This window comes from Pseudoalteromonas sp. APC 3355 (assembly GCF_030407615.1).
Lineage (GTDB): Bacteria > Pseudomonadota > Gammaproteobacteria > Enterobacterales > Alteromonadaceae > Pseudoalteromonas > Pseudoalteromonas distincta.
In genome coordinates, this window is record NZ_JASDDB010000001.1 from 1 (window position 1) to 15,666 (window position 15,666).

The following is a 15,666-nucleotide window of genomic DNA, read 5'->3' on the forward strand; positions in this document are numbered from 1 at the left end:
CCCGATGGGTTAAGCCAAAACCATCTAAGTATCCCCATAAAAAGAAAGATGCCAGTCAGCTTAACTGACTGGCATTAAGCATTTAGCCGCTTTTTCTGTACCAAAATTAGTATTCGCTTTTAGTTTTTACTTGATAAGTGGTGCAGATGAATCGCGCTGCATTAAAGTAGGTTCAAAAAAGCGATTTATAACAAGGTTTTTATTTTGATAAACATCTTTAAGCACTAATTTAGCAGCCATTTCGCCCATTTTTCCGACCGGATTATCTATGGTCGTGAGTGTAGGGTACAGGTAGTTTGCAAAAATAACGTTATCAAATCCAACAATCGATAAATCGTTTGGTAAATTATAACCGTGCTCTCGAGCATATTTCATAGCACCGGAAGCCATTTCGTCATTGGCGCACACTAGTGCAGTAAAGCTGAGCTTTTCATCAATAAAATGTTTTAAGCCTTTACTACCACCGGTTTCGTTAAAGTCCCCAATATAATAAAGCGCAGGATCAAATTTAATATCAGCCTCTGTGAGTGCTTGTTTATGACCCTCTAAGCGGTTAAAAGCATCGGCTTTAAACTGCGGACCTGCAATGTACGCTATTTGTGTATGGCCTTGATTTAATATCGATTTAGTGGCTAGGTAGCCACCTAATTGATTATCTAAACTGATACAGTTATCTTTTAATTGCTCTACGTAACGGCTCATTAAATAAACGGGCGTAGAGCCTTTACTTAGTTTTATTAGGTAGTCGTCTGAAACGGCTTCTACGTGCAAAATAATAGCATCGCAGCGTCTGCTAATTAAAAACTCAATGCCTTCTTGTTCTTTGTCTTCTTCACTGTGCCCGGTGGTAATAATAACGTGTTTACCCGCAGCTCGAAGCTCCGACTCAATACCAGCCATCATTTGGGCAAAGAAAGGACCATGTAACTCAGACACTAAAATACCAACACTGTTAGTACAGTTAGAGGCTAAAGATTGCGCTATTGAGTTAGGCTTGTAGCCAAGCTGCTCCATGGCATCAAGCACTTTTTGTTTGGTTTTATCGCTTACACGGGTATTTTTGTTCATCACGCGAGAAACGGTGGCTAACGATACGCCCGCAAGCTCTGAAACTTGATAAATTGTTGCCATGTTATTTGTTCACTCGCTTATCCTTAACTACTTCGGCTAAATAATACCTTAGAGTATATATCTTAACTAGTTGTTAGTTTAGATTGAATATTTTCAACAACCTGATTAGTCAGTGTATATTTTTTCATTATGTAGGCAACAAATAATGAGCCAAAAGCAGGTAGTACAGTGAATGACAGTAAAATACCGTGTTGGGTATCAAGCGTTTGTACTGCATCGGCCTGATAACTGTAAAAAGATAATAACCAGCCTGCAATTGCGCCGCCTACCGCCACGCCCATTTTAATAAAAAATATAACGCCTGAATAAACTAAACCCGTAATGCGTACACCTGTTTTTTCATGCCCATAATCTATGGTGTCGGCCATTTTTGCCCACAACAACGGGGTTGCCATATCTAAAAAGAATTTCCATAAAATAAAGGCAGTAAATGCGAGTACTAATTGATCTTTACTAATAAAGTAACTAAAACCACAAATAGCGGCAGCAATAACTTGTAAGCTTATATAGGCTTTTATCTTACAAAAGCGCTTTGCAAGCGGTTGAGCTAAAGCACACCCTAGCATGCTTGCTGCAACGCCTAGTGTCATAAATAAGGTGATTAAATCGTCTCGACCTAAATAGTATTTTACGTAGTAAACAGCAAGCGTAAGCCTTAATACTTGACCGGTAAGTAAAAAAAACGCAGCTAAGCAAAGTGTTCGCCATTGATCGTTTTTAATTAATGCTTTAACACTTTGAGCAAAAGGAATGTTTTGCTCTTTTGGCTGTTGTATACGCTCTTTTGTGCCTAAAAAACAAAGTAAAAACAGTACAAAGCCTAAAATGCTCATTGCAGTCATGGTGTATTGATAGCCCTTAGCTGCATCGCCTTGGCCAAAGTACTCAACCATTGGCATAGTACAACCCGCTACTATTACGCCGCCTAACATACCAAATACAAAGCGGTAAGACTGAATAGTCACGCGCTCTTTAACATCTGCAGTAAGTACACCGCCCAATGCACAATAAGGAATATTGATAGCGGTGTAAGCCACCATAAGTAGTGTGTAAGTAGTAAAGGCGTAAATTATTTTATCGGTGCCTTCTAAATCAGGCGTAGTAAACGCTAAAATACTAATAATGGCAAAAGGAAGTGAAAGCCAAAGTAAGTAGGGGCGAAAGTGCCCCCAGCGCGTATGTGTTTTGTCAGCAAGGTTGCCCATTAATGGGTCGGTTACGGCATCAAAAATACGTACTGCTAAAAACATAGTACCGACAACAGCGGGTGATAAACCCACTACGTCTGTGTAGTACAGCATTAAAAACATCATAACTGTTTGAAAAATAATATTACTGGCGGTGTCGCCTAAGCCATACGCTATTTTTTCTTTTACACTGACCATGATTATTTATCCCGCTTTATACTTGTTTTTAGTTATGGGTATGCTCTTATCTTTTAGAGATGAGTTCTTTATAAGCTAAGCCACTGTTTTTAATAGTGCGTTGCTGGGTTTTATAATCTACATACACAATACCAAAACGTTTTAAATAGCCTTCTGCCCATTCAAAGTTATCCATTAGGCTCCAAGCAAAGTAGCCATGTATAACAACACCTTGTTCAATTGCATTATGAACCGCGTTTAAATGAGTATTATAATAACTTAAACGGTCTAAGTCGTTAACTTCACCATTATTATACGTATCGGGCATTGCTGCACCATTTTCGGTTATATAAATAGGCGGTAAGGTGTATGTTTTATTAAGCGATACGAGCAAGTCAGTGAACGATTGCGGGTAAATTTCCCACCCCATATCAGTTAGCGGGCCTGTAGGTGCAATAGGCTCATAAATGTCAGTAGGGTGCGCTTTATAAACTTGGCGGGTATAAAAATTAATACCTAAGTAATCAATAGATTGAGAAATTAGTTCCATATCGCCCTCAAGAATTTCAGGCTGATGGTTCAATGGTAATTGATTAATTATATCAGGATATTGGGCATCAATTATTGGTTTTATATACCACTGATTAAGATAGTCGTCTGCAAATGCAGTGGCTTTTAAGTCTTCATCACTTTGAGTAAGGCTATAACACGGCGTAAAGTTAAGCACTATGCCATTTAATGTATTAGGCGAGTTTTTCTTTAATACGCTCATAGCGAGTCCGTGGGCTAATAATAAATGGTGCGCTGCTTTACGGCCATATTCTTTACCCACTTTACCTGGGGCATGAATACCAATTTCGTAACCTAAAAACGCACTACAAAATGGTTCATTCAATGTGGCATAAGAGTGAACGCGATCGCCAAAGGCTTTAGTAATTAAATTTACGTAATGTTCAAAAGCGTAAGCTGTTTGTCTGTTAAGCCAACCGCCTTCATCTTCAAGGTGTTGCGGTAAATCCCAGTGGTACAAAGTAACAAAGGCTTTAATATTGCGACGTTTTAGCTCATCTAAAATATCAGTATAAAACTTCACGCCTACAGGATTTAACTTTGCGTCTTGGGTCATCACGCGCGGCCATGAAATAGAAAGCCTGTAAGCATCTACGCCAAGGGACTCAATAAGGTCTATATCATCACGCCAAAGGTTATAGTGATCGCACGCGGTATGACCGTTTGAGCTATCGACTATTTTATTGGGCGTATCGCAAAAAGAGTCCCAAATACATGGGAGGCGATCTTGTGATCCGCCTTCTATTTGAAAAGAAGCCGTGGCCACACCGTATACAAAGTTTTTAGATAAAAGCGGTGAATGGGGTGGTAGTGATAATTTTGTCATTAATAACAAACCTTTTGTTAGTCATTTACAGAGAAATCAGCTCTGTGTTTTTGCTTAATTAATGCTGTATGCGTGGTACAAAAAATAAAAAGTGTTGAAATATACAGCTTGTTCGTATTTAATTGCATATGAAAGCGCTTACATTTAAGGTTAGTGTTTATTAATTCTTAGGTCAACCCTTTAATGCTTCTGGATGGTTTAAAGACAGCTGAAAACTAAAACAGAGCAGCTTAAGAATAGATTTATAATAATAAAATACGGAGAACACATGGCAAGTTCAGCACCAGTGACAACACACACACAGTCGCAAAACTATCAGGATAAAAATTACAGTTTTGCATTAACTTCTTTAACAACATTGTTTTTTATGTGGGGATTTATAACCTGCTTAAATGATATTTTAATCCCACACTTAAAAGCCGTATTTAACTTAACGTATGTACAAGCCATGTTGGTTCAATTTTGCTTTTTTGGCGCTTACTTTTTAATGTCACTTCCAAGTGGTTATATAGTTAAAAAGGTGGGATATAAAAAAGGCATCGTGATTGGATTATTAATTGCAGCAGTCGGGTGTATATTATTTTACCCAGCAGCGTCTTTACATAGTTATCCTGTATTTTTATTCGCTTTATTTGTACTTGCCAGCGGTATAACGTTATTGCAAGTATCTGCTAATCCTTACGTAAGTTTGTTGGGCTCACCAAAAACTGCGTCGTCTCGACTTACGCTTACCCAAGCTTTTAATGCATTAGGTACCACTGTTGCGCCATCATTTGGTGCTCTGTTAATTCTAGACTCAGCGTCAGAAGCCTTTTTAACACCGGCTCAAAATGCAGAGTCAGTTCAACTTCCTTACCTCCTTTTAGCTGCAATGCTTATTTTACTAGCCGGTATTTTTGCTTGGCTTAAATTACCAGACATTATGAGCGAGCAAAAAGCAGAAGCCGAAAAATCAGAAGCAATTGAAGGCAGTGCTTGGCAGTATCGCCATCTTGTATTAGGTGCTGTGGGTATATTTATGTATGTAGGCGCCGAAGTGGCAATTGGTAGCTTTTTAGTAAGCTTTTTAGCACAAGAAAATATAGCAGGGCTAAAAGAGAATGTTGCAGCTCATTACATCACTTATTATTTTGGTGGTGCTATGGTTGGGCGTTTTATTGGTGCCGCTGTAATGCAAAAACTACCCGCAGGTAAAGTACTTGGCTTTAACGCAACCATGGCTATCATTTTAGTCATTATTGCCATGAGCACATCGGGTCAATTAGCAATGTGGTCAATACTATTGGTTGGTTTATTTAATTCTATTATGTTCCCAACTATTTTTAGTTTAGCGTTAAATGGACTTGGTAAGCATACCGCTCAAGGCTCTGGTATTTTGTGTTTGGCGATTGTAGGTGGTGCAATAGTGCCACTTTTACAAGGTGCGCTTGCTGATAGTGTGGGTGTTCAACTTTCGTATGTTTTACCTATTTTATGTTACATATTCATTGTTTTTTACGGCCTACGAGGCAGCAAACCAGTATTAGTGAAGGAGCCATCATAATGAAAACGACTTTTAAACTTAATGCATTAGCAATTGCAACGTTAGTAGGAAGTGTTACTGCACTAAGCGGATGTACTAACGAAAGCAATGTTGAAAAAGTAAATGTTGAAGCGCAATCAGAGCTTGAGAAAATTTGGCCAAAGCTTTCAATTGCAGTGAAAAAAGACCCAGCTATTGAAGCTCAAATTGTCACGTTTTTAGAAAATATGACGCTTGAGCAAAAAGTAGCGCAAATGATTCAACCAGAAATTCGTGATATTACCGTTGAAGACATGCGTAAATATGGTTTTGGCTCTTACCTTAATGGCGGTGGTGCTTTTCCTAATGGCGATAAGCATGCAACGCCAGAGGATTGGGTTGCACTTGCAGAAAAAATGTATCAAGCATCTATTGATGACTCAGTGGATGGCAGCAAAATTCCAACTATGTGGGGCACCGATGCAGTACATGGTCATAATAACGTAATTGGCGCGACACTTTTTCCACATAATATTGGTTTAGGTGCGGCTAATAACCCAGATTTAATAGAGCAAATAGCGTCTATTACCGCAGTAGAAGTAATGGCTACGGGAATAGATTGGGTATTTGCACCTACTGTAGCAGTAGTACGAGACGACCGATGGGGCAGAACGTACGAAGGCTATTCTGAGGATCCAAAAATTGTTCACGATTACTCAGCAGCGATTGTAAATGGATTGCAAGGTAAAGCCGATGGCGACTTTTTAAGTGATAAGCGCGTTATTAGCACGGTTAAGCATTTTATTGGCGATGGCGGCACTGTTGATGGGGATGATCAGGGAAATAATATAGACAGCGAGCAATCGCTATTTGATATTCATGCTCAAGGTTACGTAGGTGGTTTGTCGGCGGGTAGTCAATCTGTTATGGCGTCTTTTAATAGCTGGAATGGCGTTAAAAATCACGGCAATAAATACTTACTTACAGATGTATTAAAAACACGTATGGGTTTTGATGGTTTTGTAGTGGGAGATTGGAACGGCCATGGGCAAATTAAAGGCTGTACTAACGAAAGCTGCCCAGAAGCGGTAAATGCTGGCCTTGATATTTTTATGGTGCCAACAGGCGCGTGGAAGCCGCTATATGAAAATACAATTGCACAAGTAAATGCAGGTAAAATAAGTATGAGCCGCATTGATGATGCGGTTGCACGTATTTTACGCGTAAAACTTCGCGCTGGGTTATTTGATAAACCAAGTCCGGCTAAGCGTCTTTACTCGGGTAAAACAGAGCTTATTGGCGCGCAAGCGCATCGCGAAGTAGCACGTCAAGCTGTGCGCGAATCGCTTGTATTACTTAAAAATAAAAATAACCTATTACCTATCGCAGCTAATCAACGCGTACTTGTTGCTGGTGATGGTGCCGATAACATAGGCAAACAGTCTGGTGGTTGGAGTATTACGTGGCAGGGAACCAATAACAAAAATGCAGACTTCCCTGGAGCAACGTCAATTTACAAAGGGCTTGAAGAGCAAATATCTGCAGCAGGTGGAAGTGTTACTTTAAGTGCTGATGGTACGTTTGAACAACGTCCTGATGTTGCCATTGTCGTATTTGGTGAAGAACCTTACGCAGAAGGGCACGGCGATAAAGATAACCTTGAGTTTGAGCGCGGAAATAAAAAGTCATTAGCACTTTTAAGCTCGCTAAAAGAGCAAGGTATCCCTGTTGTATCTGTGTTTATTTCAGGTCGACCTATGTGGGTGAACAGCGAACTTAACGCATCTGATGCGTTTGTAGCTGCATGGTTACCTGGTACAGAAGGTGCGGGTATTGCTGATGTTTTATTAAAAGCGGCAGACGGCACCATCCAAAATAACTTTAAAGGTAAGCTATCGTTTTCTTGGCCTAAATCGGCGGTACAAACTGCGGTTAATAAAGGCGATGAAAATTACGATCCATTACTTCCTTATGGTTTTGGTTTAACGTATGGCGATAAAAACGTGCTAGCTGACGACCTTGATGAAGACTCTAAACTTGATAACTCAGGGCTTACAAGTATGGATATACTTGTTGGTGCACCTGTAGCACCATGGCGCTTATTGTTAAAATCGGGCGATGAGCTTTTAGATGTATCGAGTAGTACCCATGAATTTGGTGCAATTAAATACCGTACTGAGGACAAAACAGTACAAGAAGACGCGCGCCAATTTAACTTCAGTGGTGCAGAAAAAGCCAGTGCTGAAATAGTAACAAGCTTTGCAGAAGATACCATTGCCTACGTTGAAGCAAACAGTGTGATTAGCTTTGATATTAAATTAAACGAAGCACTAACGAGCGATGTAGCCCTTGCTATGACTTGTTCTGGTGAGTGTGGTGCAAGCATTGATTTAGCAAACGTCGTTGATAAAACTATTGAAAATAAATGGCAGTCAGTATCAATCGATTTAGGTTGTTTTGCTGATAAGGGTGTTAATTTTGCAAGCCTTACAAGCCCATTTAGCTTGCACAGCAATGGTAAAGCATCAATTTCTGTAGCTAATATTCAGTTTGTGCCAAATAAAGCGGACGAGGCTACGCTGTCTTGTAAGTAGTTTATTAACTTTATTGTGTGTATACCAAAGCCCTTCTAATGAAGGGCTTTTTTTATGGATAGGTGTTAGCTAGATAAAATATGGTAGTGTAAATATAGTTGTTTTTAATGCGCTTATAAGTCACTTAAAAGCAATTAACTTTTCGTGAGTAAGCTTTTTTCATCAAAGGTTACTACTTTGTCTCGGCCTGTTTCTTTAGCTAAGTAAAGGCGTTTATCGGCATAAGCGAGCAGCTCTTTTATAGTTGCATTCCCATTAATTGCATTACTTACCCCAGCGCTTACGGAAAGTTTTATATGCTGATTTTCATGATAAAAAGCTTGAGTGCTTATATTCTTTCTTAATAGCTCAGCATCACGTTTTGCTGCACTAAGTGTGTAATCAGGTAGTAAAATGGCAAATTCTTCTCCGCCAATTCTGGCACTAATACCTACATTTAAAAATTGCTCTTTAATAAAGTGAGATATCCACTTAATTGCTTGGTCGCCCGCTTCGTGACCAAACTGATCGTTTACACGTTTAAAAAAGTCAATATCGAGCAAAATAACAGACACATTTTTGTCTATATTTTTAGGATCACTTAGTGCTTCTTTACTTTTTGTAAAAAAGCCACGGCGATTAAGTAATTGGCTTAAAGTATCGGTGTTAGCAAGGCTTGAAAGTGTATGCTCTGTATTAGAAGCCAGCAGGTATGGCAATATTAGTGCGCTACAAGTGGCTAAAATTAAATGACTACTTAAGATAAGTTGCAGTGGCTCTATGTAGTTTGGCGAATTAGTACTAAAAATAGATATTGCCAACAGTGTTGTTTGTATAAGCATTAAAATGCTGTGAATTGAAAAACAAACTATCAGCGCTTTTTTTTGCAAAGTGGCTACAAAGTTCATCTGCTTAATAATATATGCGGAATATAGGTATAAAACCGAAATAATTAAGCTTGTCAGCATTTGCCCTGCAGGGTCTGAATATATGGGTAATAAAGCAACCCCCGTTGATCCAAGGAGACAATACAGAGGTTTTAAGTTTAGTGCCTTACTGTGCTTATATTTATTTAACCCAATAATAATTAACAATGGACTTAGTAATATAAAAATATCAGCCAAATAGTGGGTAATAAAAGGCGCGTCTATTACTAACTTTAAACAGGCAAGTAACTCGGCAAATGCAAAGGTAATACACGCTAGGCCAAATAATAAAAATGATGTTTGTTTTTTAAAGTTATGTACGGATAAAAAAAACAAGCCTATTAATACGTTAAGAATAAAAGAGAGACTGATCACAGTAGGCAGGTGTAGCATTTAAGATTCTCTTTTATTAAAGATAGGCGTGGTTGGCGTGGAAAACTTGCTGATTATTATGTATTAATGTTTAAAGGTCAATATGGGTAAAAAGTAGTGATTTACCCATGTATCTAATTTGAAAAGGATTTTAACTGAACGAATATTAACGCCCGCTAAACCAAGCTCTCTAAAGCCGATTTTATATCAGGATGATGAAAACGATAATTATGAATTAGTGCCTTTTTAGGGACTACAAATTGCCCCGTTGTTAGTAAGTCTGACATTTCACCCATTAATAGTGTAAGTACTTGGGTTGGCATAGTGATAAATGCAGGTCGAGAGAGCGCCTCGCCTAAGCTTTTACTAAATTGAGCATTGCTTACAGGGTTGGGGGCTGTTGCGTTAACAGGGCCTGATATTTCTGGGTGTTTAATAATAAAGAGTATTAGCTGAATCATATCGTCTATGTGTATCCACGACATGCCTTGCTCGCCATTACCAATCGGGCCGCCTAAACACAATTTAAAAGCAGGCAACATTTTTCCAAGTGCACCTCCTTTTTTAGCTAAAACAATACCCGTTCGCAAAAGGCATACTCTGGTTTGTTCTGATTGGGCGAGTAGTGCTGCATTTTCCCAGTCTTTACAAAGCTGGTGGCTAAATTCATCGTGTGGGCTTTCAAAAGTTTCATCAATAGGATTACTATTTTGTCGACCATAAAAACCAATTGCACTGCCAGATATAAAAGTATGCGGAGCAGTACTACAGGCTTTAATAGCTTCACTAATTTGCTGTGTAATATCAATACGACTGTTTCGTATTATTTGCTTTTGTTTGTCGCTCCAGCGTTTATTTACAATCGGCTCGCCAGCGAGATTAATAACGATATCAACAGTGTTAAAGTCAACATCACTAATGTCACTTACGGCTTTAACTTTGTGGCCTAATAATACGTTTGCTTTAGTTGGATTGCGGCTAAGTACAGTAACAGTATTATGATGAAGTAAAAAAGGGCTTAAGTGCTTACCAATTAATCCGGTCGCGCCAGTTATAAATATATGCATTATTCATCCTTACAATAAAATAGAAGCAAGTGATTAAAAAACATACTCGCTAGCAAACAGCTTTGCAAATTTATACGTAAAACAGGCTTTTATGATCACTTCGTAATTATTTCATTTAATTACCTTTTGCCTTACACTGGGACGATATAGTTAATAAAAGGATTAATAAATTGGCAAGTTTAACTGGAGTAAATAAAAGCTTAATAGTTTTTGCTTCCTTAGTGGTCGTACTCGCGGGGATAAAAGCGGCGAGTGTAATTATTATTCCGTTTATTTTGGCGGCATTTATTGCCATTATTTGTAATCCGCTTATTAAGTTTTTTGCGCGCTACAAAATTCCTAAAAGCATTGCTGTTATGTTGGTCGTGCTGATTATAGTTGGCTTGGGGGTAAGCCTTGGCGGGCTTGTAGGGCAATCTATCAACGATTTTTCTCAGCAGCTTCCTGAGTATAAAACACAACTTAAAGAAGAATTTGTATGGCTGGTCGATTTAGCATCTCAATACAACATACTGATCAATAAAGATCAGTTAATTAATATGTTCGACCCTGGCAAAATGGTTGATGTGGCCACTAATATGCTCACTGGGTTAGGTGGCGTAATGGCAAACATGTTTTTAATTATTTTAACGGTTGTTTTTATGCTGTTTGAAGGGCCAATGCTGAGCAAAAAAATACACATGGCACTTGAAGACCCTGATAGTAAAATGAAGCAAATTGACCGCTTTTTAGAATCTATTAATTCATACTTGGCAATTAAAACGCTAGTAAGTTTAGGGACGGGTATTATTGCTGCGTTTTACTTATGGATTTTAGACGTTGACTACTTTGTGCTTTGGGGCGTGTTGGCATTTATGTTCAATTACATTCCAAATATAGGTTCAATTATTGCGGCTGTACCAGCTGTATTACTTGCCCTTATTACTCAAGGCCCGTTAGTGGCAGGACTTGTTGCTGCAGGATATTTAACAATAAATACGGTAATGGGTAATATTGTAGAGCCTAAATTTTTGGGTAAAGGGCTGGGTCTTTCAACGTTAGTGGTGTTTTTATCATTAATATTTTGGGGCTGGTTATTAGGTACTGTGGGTATGCTTTTATCTGTACCATTAACAATGATTGTAAAAATAGCCCTAGAAGCCAGTGCAGAGGGCAAGTGGGTTGCCACTTTACTGGGCAGTGGTGAAGACGTTACTAAAAATAACTAACATTTATAACCATCAAGGGCTGTAAAATTAAAACCCTTGATGGTTAAATTATCAGTAAATACAAGGCTATTAATTAACAAACGATTTAATAGCGTCATCCACAGCGTTTATTGCGCCTTCTAAATATCCTGCTTCTTGTTTTGCAAACTCACTCGCTACAAAATGAATGTTGAGGTTACTTAATTGCTCTTCCAAGTTTGAAAAATCAAATTCTGGGTGCCGTGAAGGCTGAGTTTGATCGTCTCTATTAGCTACAAATTTATCCTCTGCCCAGTCTTTAATAAAGTATCCGGTTGCCTTTTCAGCATCCTTACCATAAAAGTAGCTGAGCTGTTGGGCACAGGCTTGAATTAATTGCTCTTGAGTTACTTGGTTTCGTGATAAGTAGGGGACACCTATAAAGCCAAATAATGCGGCGTAATTACTATCCTCAGCACTGGCATCGTGAATTTCGACCATAGGGCCTACGCGGCTAAAGCATTGCCCAGATAAGTTTTTATCACGCCAAAATGCATGTTCAAAAGTAGCTATAAACTTGGCTTGTCCTGCCATCCATGTAGGTACGCTACTAAGGCGGTTTATGAGTGTTGGAGTCGCCCATAGTTCAGGTGTTAAATGCGTTGTAACCATACGAGGAGGAATTGCTGAAATTAATTTACCAGTAGTAAAGTGCTTTATATTGCCTAAGTGATTAACCGTAATTTGCCAGTTATTATCACCTTTTTTAAGCTCAGTGACATTGTGTTCTAATAGCACTGAATCAGGATTAAGTTGCTCGTATAAGGCAGTTATTAAGGTATTCATGCTGTGTTTGAGTCTAAATAGTTGCATATCTCCAGCACCTGCAATTTGTTGAGGTTGCTTGGCGTTAGGTGCTTGATATAACACATCACCTTTATTGTATTGCTCAAATATATTTAAGTTGAGTGACTTTATTAGCGCTTGAATATTTGGTTGGTGGGGAAATATCCACGTAGGACCCAAATCAAAACTAACATCGTTATTTATTGGTGATTGCGCGGCAAAAATTCGGCCACCCAATTGCGATTTAGCCTCTAATAATAAGTACTCAATATTAAGTAGTTGTAATTTATACGCACTGTATAAACCAGCAAGCCCGCCACCTATAATAATTACTGGTTTAGTCATCTGTTTATCCATTAGTTTTTAGCAATCTACTAGTAGGTAGTTTGTTTTGATATGAATAAATTGTCAAGTAGACTAAAGGGAACTAGTAGTGAAACGTAATACCAATCTGCTTATATACGAGGTCTATTTAACGTTAAGAAAATTACGCTAGAACTAGGCAAAAATTTTTGTATCTAGTTGTTCTAAATAAAAAATTTTTAACGACGTTATAGTGCAATTTAATTCGTTAAATTGATCAAAGATTTATGCAGGTTGGTATAACTAGTTTAGTGTGCTTAAGTTACGTCAAAATGGGTGTTTTAGTGATTCTGTAAATTGATTTATAAGCTCAATTTCACACAGTTTATAGCTAATGGCTGCGGTTGTCGCATTAGGAAGTTTTATTAAGTAGCGCCATTGGCAGGCGCTCTCAAGGTACTTTTCATTATTTTTAATGCTGCGCATAAATAACGGCAGCACTTGCGTATTGCCTGTGCTTTCTTGTGATTTAGTTAGCTCATATTTACGCTTTTGTATCCAACTGCCTTGTGCTTGTTTTGCTTTATCAATTTGGCTATCTAGGCATTGAATATATCGCTTAGCTTCATCGGTTGTTGCTTTAGCGGCTAAAGTACATGCCTCATCTGCAAAGCTGTATTGGCTTGAAGCTAATAACACAATGGCAGTTAGTTTTAATAAATAGTTACTTTTTGTCATTGTAATTAAACTCTAAAATAAATTGAGCGCCGCCTAAGTTATCAGCTTCTGTAATGGTAAGTGTACCGCGATAGGACTTAACCAAGTCAGATACAATTGCCATCCCTACGCCGTGTCCGCTTTCGTATGTATCGAGGCGAGTACCACGTGTAAGTAAAGATTCACGTTTGTCCTCTGGTACGCCAGGGCCATCATCGCTAATTCCAATACACAAAGTTTTACTTTGAATAACTTGTATTGCTACTTGTGAGCGACACGCTTTACAGGCGTTATCAATCAGGTTGCCAAGTAATTCCATTAAATCTGTTTGGTCACCTAAAAAGTAATCTTTTTCGGTTACGGTGCAGGTAAAAATAATATCTTTATCACGGTACACTTTTGCCATAGCACTGAGTATTGAATCGAGTACTGGCTTAATAGGTGTTTGTTTTTTCCAAGTGTCTGATGCGCCGGTTGCAGCACGCTTTAATTGGTGCTCGATCATCACATTAATTCGGTCGAGTTGTTCTTGTGCATCGGCATCGTTTGCCAATGGACTTGATTTAAGTACCGCAAGCGGTGTTTTAAGTGCATGAGCAAGGTCGCTTAATGAGGCTCTGTAGCGCTCTTTTTGGCGTTGTTGCGACTCAAGTAGCAAATTTAGGTCTGCTTTTATTGTTTGCAGTTCTACAGGGTAGAGGCCTTTAATTTCTTGAATATCACCCGATTCAATTGCTTTTATTTCTTTATCGAGTCGTTGGAGTGGGCGAGCGCTCCAAATAAAACCAATCGCCATCAAGCCTGCAATTGCAATGCCCATTATAAACATCCAATCTACAAGGGTTTGCTTAAAACCATCCATTAAACGAAGTAGAGCGTCATTACGTTTAACTAATATAAAGCGAGCTTGTTCTGATTGATCTATGTTATTTAAAATTACAGTCAGGCTAAGTTGCCAGTACGCGGTGTTATTATACTCCACGCGCCTGAAATCGGCAGCACCGGCTTTGGTTTCTATTTGTTGAGGAACATAGTTTAAGTTTACAGCCGATTCTGAGTTCCAAACAGGATCATCATCGCGGTAAATCATAGCGTAGGTATCTGAATTTAATCTGTTTAACTCAGGCGCTAATATAGTGCTGGGCATAATAATACCATGCTCAGTAAAGTCGACTTCAGATATTAGCGAGTAAAGCTGTGCTTCGAGAGTTTTTTCAGTCGCATCAACAAGTGAAGCGTAATACGCTTTGCCAATTGAATAAAATAAGATAGGGAGCGCGACTAATAAAACAAAGACAAGGATAAATCCTTGCCTTATTTTTAACGATATTTGCGGTATTACCACTGGCTTTTAAGCCTGTAACCACGCCCACGTAGTGTCTCTACTGGGTTTAGCACGCCATCAGGGTCAAGCTTTTTACGCAAACGTAGTACAAATACTTCAATTACGTTTGAATCAAGGTCGAAATCTTGGTCGTAAATATGCTCAGTAAGTTCTGATTTAGAAATTACTTTTTGCGGATTTACCATTAAGTATTCAAGTACTTTATATTCGTAAGCTGTAAGGCTAAGCTCTTTATCATCAACCCATACTTGTTGTGAACGTGTATGAATTTTAATTGGGCCCGCAGTCATTTCTGGATTTGCTTTACCAGCACTGCGACGAATTAATGCATTACAACGTGCAATAAGTTCTTCAACATGAAATGGTTTGGTAAGGTAGTCATCAGCACCTGCATCTAAACCTTCTACTTTATCCTGCCAGCGATCGCGCGCTGTTAAGATTAAAATAGGAATAGTAATGCCTTGTGCTCGTGCTTTATTGATTAGCTCAATACCGTCTATTTTAGGTAAACCTAAATCAACTACGGCCATATCAAGCGGGTATTCTGTAATGTGGAAAAGACCTGCTTCACCATCGTGGCATAAATCCACGCTGTAACGTTCTTTTTCTAAAGCATTACGTAGGTTATCTGCTAAATGTAAATCGTCTTCAATAACTAAAATTCGCATTTGTTAATCCTTTTTCACTTCGCCGGTTTTTTTATTTATATGTAAATCAACGACGTGGCCGTCAGATTTGAGTATTCGTACGGTATAAAAATCTGTTTTTTCGGTAATTTTTAAGGTCTTACCGCCTATTGTTTTCTTTGCAAGTATTACGGCTTTCTTTTTGTCCACCTCAGCATGAGATGCTTGGGTGGCCGTCGCTGCTTGAGCAAAGTTAGCTAAGCTAACACAAGCAATAAAACCGAGGCTTAATAATACGCGCATAATGGAAAACTCCTAGACCAGACCCACTTA

General features: G+C 38.6%; 13 protein-coding genes. 3 read left to right on the plus strand and 10 right to left on the minus strand.

All coding sequences use genetic code 11. The features are described 5' to 3' along the window. Positions 1-126: 126 nt before the first annotated feature. The 3 genes from QMA08_RS00005 to QMA08_RS00015 all read right to left on the minus strand — a co-directional run bounded on the left by QMA08_RS00005 (position 127) and on the right by QMA08_RS00015 (position 3,891). Positions 127-1,131 carry a LacI family DNA-binding transcriptional regulator gene (locus tag QMA08_RS00005; RefSeq protein ID WP_290173277.1) on the minus strand — a complete coding sequence of 335 codons (1,005 nt, stop codon included), beginning with the start codon at positions 1,129-1,131 and terminating at the stop codon, positions 127-129. 62 nt (positions 1,132-1,193) lie between these two features. Further along, positions 1,194-2,516: an MFS transporter gene (locus QMA08_RS00010; protein WP_278381787.1), complete on the minus strand. Its 1,323-nt coding sequence runs from the start codon at positions 2,514-2,516 to the stop codon at positions 1,194-1,196. Between the two features lie 46 nt (positions 2,517-2,562). Further along, positions 2,563-3,891 carry a GH1 family beta-glucosidase gene (locus QMA08_RS00015; protein ID WP_290173278.1) on the minus strand — a complete coding sequence of 443 codons (1,329 nt, stop codon included), beginning with the start codon at positions 3,889-3,891 and terminating at the stop codon, positions 2,563-2,565. 268 nt (positions 3,892-4,159) lie between these two features. On the opposite strand from QMA08_RS00015, the gene QMA08_RS00020 reads away from it, so the two are divergent. Both QMA08_RS00020 and QMA08_RS00025 read left to right on the plus strand, forming a co-directional pair. After that, the gene (locus QMA08_RS00020; RefSeq protein ID WP_002959789.1) at positions 4,160-5,434 is read left to right on the plus strand and encodes a sugar MFS transporter; all 1,275 of its coding nucleotides are present in this window, start codon (positions 4,160-4,162) and stop codon (positions 5,432-5,434) included. Next, positions 5,434-7,986 carry a glycoside hydrolase family 3 N-terminal domain-containing protein gene (locus tag QMA08_RS00025; protein ID WP_290173279.1) on the plus strand — a complete coding sequence of 851 codons (2,553 nt, stop codon included), beginning with the start codon at positions 5,434-5,436 and terminating at the stop codon, positions 7,984-7,986. The genes QMA08_RS00020 and QMA08_RS00025 overlap by 1 nt, the downstream gene beginning before the upstream one ends. Positions 7,987-8,120: 134 nt before the next feature. On the opposite strand, the gene QMA08_RS00030 is transcribed toward QMA08_RS00025, so the two are convergent. Both QMA08_RS00030 and QMA08_RS00035 read right to left on the minus strand, forming a co-directional pair. Next, complete coding sequence (locus QMA08_RS00030) at positions 8,121-9,284, minus strand: GGDEF domain-containing protein (protein ID WP_290173280.1); 1,164 nt, start codon at positions 9,282-9,284, stop codon at positions 8,121-8,123. A gap of 155 nt (positions 9,285-9,439) precedes the next feature. Next, positions 9,440-10,330, minus strand: coding sequence for a TIGR01777 family oxidoreductase (locus QMA08_RS00035; protein WP_290173281.1), 891 nt, complete (start codon positions 10,328-10,330; stop codon positions 9,440-9,442). Between the two features lie 170 nt (positions 10,331-10,500). Between QMA08_RS00035 and QMA08_RS00040 the strand changes: the two genes are divergently transcribed. Further along, positions 10,501-11,538, plus strand: coding sequence for an AI-2E family transporter (locus QMA08_RS00040; RefSeq protein WP_002959797.1), 1,038 nt, complete (start codon positions 10,501-10,503; stop codon positions 11,536-11,538). Positions 11,539-11,607: 69 nt separating this feature from the next. On the opposite strand, the gene QMA08_RS00045 is transcribed toward QMA08_RS00040, so the two are convergent. From QMA08_RS00045 to QMA08_RS00065, 5 genes are all read right to left on the minus strand, one after another. Continuing rightward, the gene (locus QMA08_RS00045; protein ID WP_290173282.1) at positions 11,608-12,687 is read right to left on the minus strand and encodes an FAD-dependent oxidoreductase; all 1,080 of its coding nucleotides are present in this window, start codon (positions 12,685-12,687) and stop codon (positions 11,608-11,610) included. Positions 12,688-12,972: 285 nt separating this feature from the next. Next, positions 12,973-13,383, minus strand: a complete 411-nt coding sequence (locus tag QMA08_RS00050; RefSeq protein WP_024595418.1) for a hypothetical protein — start codon at positions 13,381-13,383, stop codon at positions 12,973-12,975. Then, the gene (locus QMA08_RS00055) at positions 13,370-14,707 is read right to left on the minus strand and encodes an ATP-binding protein (protein ID WP_002959804.1); all 1,338 of its coding nucleotides are present in this window, start codon (positions 14,705-14,707) and stop codon (positions 13,370-13,372) included. The genes QMA08_RS00050 and QMA08_RS00055 overlap by 14 nt, the downstream gene beginning before the upstream one ends. Beyond that, the gene (locus QMA08_RS00060; protein ID WP_002959806.1) at positions 14,701-15,375 is read right to left on the minus strand and encodes a response regulator transcription factor; all 675 of its coding nucleotides are present in this window, start codon (positions 15,373-15,375) and stop codon (positions 14,701-14,703) included. Before QMA08_RS00060 ends, QMA08_RS00055 begins: the two co-directional genes overlap by 7 nt. Positions 15,376-15,378: 3 nt before the next feature. Beyond that, positions 15,379-15,636: a PepSY domain-containing protein gene (locus QMA08_RS00065; protein WP_002959808.1), complete on the minus strand. Its 258-nt coding sequence runs from the start codon at positions 15,634-15,636 to the stop codon at positions 15,379-15,381. Between the last annotated feature and the right edge of the window lie 30 nt (positions 15,637-15,666).

What these genes read in the sequence shown, in the direction of transcription:
- QMA08_RS00010 (WP_278381787.1), bottom strand. Translation starts at nt 2,516, where the DNA reads ATGGTCAGTGTAAAAGAAAAAATAGCGTATGGCTTAGGCGACACCGCC.
- QMA08_RS00005 (WP_290173277.1), bottom strand. Translation starts at nt 1,131, where the DNA reads ATGGCAACAATTTATCAAGTTTCAGAGCTTGCGGGCGTATCGTTAGCC.
- QMA08_RS00065 (WP_002959808.1), bottom strand. Translation starts at nt 15,636, where the DNA reads ATGCGCGTATTATTAAGCCTCGGTTTTATTGCTTGTGTTAGCTTAGCT.
- QMA08_RS00025 (WP_290173279.1), top strand. Translation starts at nt 5,434, where the DNA reads ATGAAAACGACTTTTAAACTTAATGCATTAGCAATTGCAACGTTAGTA.
- QMA08_RS00020 (WP_002959789.1), top strand. Translation starts at nt 4,160, where the DNA reads ATGGCAAGTTCAGCACCAGTGACAACACACACACAGTCGCAAAACTAT.
- QMA08_RS00030 (WP_290173280.1), bottom strand. Translation starts at nt 9,284, where the DNA reads ATGCTACACCTGCCTACTGTGATCAGTCTCTCTTTTATTCTTAACGTA.
- QMA08_RS00050 (WP_024595418.1), bottom strand. Translation starts at nt 13,383, where the DNA reads ATGACAAAAAGTAACTATTTATTAAAACTAACTGCCATTGTGTTATTA.
- QMA08_RS00045 (WP_290173282.1), bottom strand. Translation starts at nt 12,687, where the DNA reads ATGACTAAACCAGTAATTATTATAGGTGGCGGGCTTGCTGGTTTATAC.
- QMA08_RS00035 (WP_290173281.1), bottom strand. Translation starts at nt 10,330, where the DNA reads ATGCATATATTTATAACTGGCGCGACCGGATTAATTGGTAAGCACTTA.
- QMA08_RS00060 (WP_002959806.1), bottom strand. Translation starts at nt 15,375, where the DNA reads ATGCGAATTTTAGTTATTGAAGACGATTTACATTTAGCAGATAACCTA.
- QMA08_RS00015 (WP_290173278.1), bottom strand. Translation starts at nt 3,891, where the DNA reads ATGACAAAATTATCACTACCACCCCATTCACCGCTTTTATCTAAAAAC.